The sequence below is a fragment of the Gordonibacter sp. genome, assembly GCF_036667095.1.
Classification (GTDB): domain Bacteria; phylum Actinomycetota; class Coriobacteriia; order Coriobacteriales; family Eggerthellaceae; genus Gordonibacter.
Map to the genome: position 1 here is coordinate 1 of NZ_JAVWUP010000291.1, position 2508 is coordinate 2508.

Consider the following 2508-nt stretch of genomic DNA (forward strand, 5'->3'; position numbering starts at 1 on the left):
GGCGGTTGAACGTGAGCGTATGCCCGCAGCCCGCACGGCGCACGAACCCGACCAAAGGCGACGTCTCATCTTTCTTCACGTTTGCTCGGCGCTTGCGCGACACAAGAATCTTTTGGGCAGCCTCGAAGGTGGCCGTATCCACCAGCGCCTCATGGGCGTTTTCCGTTACGTAGCGCTCCTCTTCGGGCACCGCGCGCTTGATGTCGCGTCCGACGCACACCACCTGCTCCTTATGGCCTACGAGTGTGCCCAGGTAGGCCACGTTGCGCAGCAGGGTCGACACCTTGCTGCCGTCCCAGCCGGGATTCTTCAGCTCGGCTACGCCGTATTTGGCCTTGGCGATGCCGCGATCCATCTTGTACTTGCCGGGCCCCGGAACGCCGCGCCTGTTGAGCTCGCGCGCCACGTCGCAAGGGCGCAGACCTGAAGCCGCCAGCTCGAACGCCAGACGCACGTATTCGGCGGCTTCCTCGTCGACAAGCAGCTTGGTGCAGTCTTGCGGGTCATTGCGATAGCCGAACAGCGGCACCGAGTTGATGTGCTTGCCGCGCTTCCACTTCGAGGCATTGGCCGACTTGATTTTCACCGAAAGCTCGCGGCTGTAGCTGGCGTTCATTATGTTGCGAAGGCCGAGGTTGATGGCATCGTTTGCGGGCTGCTGCAATTGGTCGCTGTCGTAGTTGTCCCCGATGGCGATGAAGCGCACGCGCATGAAGGGGAAGACCTGCTCTATGTAGCGGCCCGCGTCCACATAGTCTCGCCCGAAGCGCGAGAGGTCCTTGCAGATGACGCAGGTGACCATGCCCGCCTTCACGCATTCGAGCATCTGGTTGAATGCCGGGCGCTTGTCGAAGTTGCTGCCGGTGAAGCCGTCGTCGATGAACTCGTGCGTCTCCTGCCCGGCAAGCTCCGGTGCCTTGGCGACGTAGTCGGCCAAGAGCTTGCGCTGGTTGGACACGCTATTCGATTCGGCCTTGTCGCCGTCCAAGTCCCCGTCAGCTTCCGAGAGCCTTATGTAGAGCGCTATCACAAAACCACCCTCTTGATTTTTTGAGCGCGCGATACCCAATCGCCGAAGCGGAATGTGATATGCACGCTGCCTTTTGCCGTGATGTCTATGCGAGCGACCATCGCCCGCAAGAGTTCCTCTGAGAACGTTGTTATGTCGTCGACCGCATCGAGTGCATGCAGCATGCCGTCGTCATGTTCGAATAATTCATCGAAGCGATTCACTGCCGCCTTCGCCGCATCCAAGCGCTCCTTCTCTTGCGCGATGAAGCACTCCGTCGCCCGCTTGTCGCTGTCGTACTGCTCGCGCGTGAAGCGGCCTGCCGCGAAGTCCTCGTAGAAGCGCTTGCGCTTGTCCTTTAGCCGCGTCAGCTCGCGCTCGCGCTTTTCCACCTGGTCGACGAGCACCTGCCTGCGCTCTTGCGCCTTAGGCAGATTGCGCAGCTGGTCGAGCAGGCCCTGCAGGCCAAGGCCGATGCTCAGCTGCACGCGAATCTGGTCTGCTACCAGCATGCGCAGCTGCAGCTCGTCGATGGAGTTCTTCTGGCAACCGCCGAACTTCAAATGCGTCCTGCACACCATGGTCATCGAGCGGTACAGCCCGTTCACCTTGTTGCGGCACGCCTGCATGCCCGCCCCGCATTCGGCGCAATAAGCCAAGTGGCGAAAGACGTTGTCCTCCTCGCCAAGCCCGACAACCGGATCCATGTTCTCGACCGGCTCCGGACGCTTGCTTTCGGGCAGTTTGCGCCCTTCGCGCTGTATGGTGAGCTTGGCAAAGTCCTCCTTTGACACGAACGCCTCGTGGGTATCCGGGTAGCGCAGCCATTCGCTTTCCGGCAATCGCACGTAGCGCCTGCCCGTAGGCGTATCGCGCACCTCACCCCTGTGCAAGACAAGGTCACCTGTGTAGACCGGGTCCTTCACGATGCTCGTGATATGGCGCGACTCCCACATGCCGCAGATGACGCCTGCGGGGTTCTTCTTGCGCACCTGCGAGGCGAAGTGCATGCCGGGAGTTGGAGCCCCTAGGTCGTTGAGCTCCTGGGCGATCTCCTTGGGGCGGACCCCTTCGAGCCTGCGTTTGAAGATGAGGCGAGCGTACTTGGCCGTTTCCTCATCCGGCACCAGATGCGTGCGGTCTTCGCGGTCGAAGCGGTAGCCGTACACGGTGATTCCCTGCGGGGATATGCCCTGCTCCATCTGGCGCGATTTCACCTGGACGATCTTGCGGGACAGGTCGCGCGAATACGCCTCATTCACGATGTTTTTCACCGGCACGATGATGGAGCCTGCGCTTGTCGGGTCTTGCGTGTCGAAGCAGTCGTTGATCGCGATGAAGCGCACGCCCAGAAACGGGAACACGTTTTCGAGAAGGTTGCCCATCTCCACGTGGTCGCGCCCGAAGCGGGAAAGGTCCTTCACCACGACGCAGTCGACCACGCGCTGGCGAAGGTCGTCCATGAGGCGCTGGAATTCCGGGCGCTTGAAGTTGGTGCC

At 61.3% G+C, this 2508-nt stretch carries 2 protein-coding genes; both read right to left on the minus strand.

Features of this window, described 5'->3' with window-relative positions:
* Window positions 1-1030 (minus strand): recombinase family protein (locus RR842_RS13835; protein ID WP_332730166.1); only part of this gene is annotated, 1030 nt, incomplete at its 3' end.
* A partial coding sequence (locus tag RR842_RS13840) for a recombinase family protein (RefSeq protein WP_332730167.1) occupies window positions 1027-2508 on the minus strand: 1482 nt, incomplete at its 5' end. The genes RR842_RS13835 and RR842_RS13840, both read right to left, overlap by 4 nt.